Genomic DNA, 1,049 nt, shown 5'->3' with positions numbered 1-1,049 from the left:
CGCGCGCTTGGAAACGGGTGATTGGCATGCAAGTTTTTACGCCCTAGAGCAAGACTCTGAGGATCTTGAATTGCAGGGCTGTTTGGCGCGTTTTAATGCTGTGATTCGCTGGGGTTTTGTGTTCCGAGGACGCAGGGCTGTCCGCTTGTGGCTAGAGACTTTGTGGGAGGGCTTAACGGGGTTCTCTATATACAGCAGTGATCGCGATCATGTTGCGATAGAAACCCTGTTCGAGGTGCTAGAACAAAACCCATCGACGCTCGATTCTCCATGGGAAATCACCGAACTTCTGGAATCGAAAACGATTACTAGCCAACGTTCGTCACGAGTCTCGGTGATGACCATGCACAAATCGAAGGGCTTAGAATTTGATCACGTTGTGCTCCCTGCTATGGGACGCAGTAGCCGATCGTCTTCACGGCAGCTTTTTGAATGGGCTGAGCTGCCAGTGCCGCATGCCTACGGGTTTTTGCTGGGTTGCAGTAAAGGCGCCGAAAATACGGGTTTGAGCGTTGGAAATTGGCTTCACGAGCGGGAAAAAATCGCGTTGAACGACGAACTCAAGCGTCTGTTTTATGTGGCGGCGACCCGCGCCAAACGGACGCTTTACATTACGACGAGCTACAAGCAGCAGGACCCGGACCGTTGCAGACCTGCCAAAGGTTCGCTGCTGGGGCAGGTTACGCAGTTGTCAACTCACGAATGCATTTGGCACCTGATACCACAGACATCCGAGGAAATCTCTGGAGCAGAGTCCAATCTTACCCCAATGCGAATCGCTCGATTTGTTCCAGCGACAAGCGAGGCGATGCCTGATAGTGTTTTGACTGGTGTTGAGCACGATCTTGTTGTTGCACAGGATTGGCTTGAATCGAGCGCGGTGCACGGGTCTTTAGTTCATAAAGCTTTCGAGTTGGCAATCAGAGCCGGTCAACTGCCCCGTTGTGATGCCTACCTGCGTGGTCGTTTGTTACACGAGGCGATTAGCTTGGGGTATCCGGCCGCAAAGGCAAGCGAGTGTGTTGAGCAGGCTCTGAGCGTAATTCAGG

The 1,049-nt window shown here is 52.7% G+C and carries 1 protein-coding gene; it reads left to right on the top strand.

Features of this window, described 5'->3' with window-relative positions; translation table 11 throughout:
* On the top strand, positions 1-1,049 hold a 1,049-nt coding region (locus ACTF5Z_RS12300; protein WP_438985888.1), incomplete at both ends, for a 3'-5' exonuclease.

Origin of the sequence: Aequoribacter sp., assembly GCF_965659035.1 — a bacterium.
Taxonomy (GTDB): domain Bacteria; phylum Pseudomonadota; class Gammaproteobacteria; order Pseudomonadales; family Halieaceae; genus Aequoribacter.
This window is presented reverse-complemented; position numbering and strand designations above follow the sequence as displayed.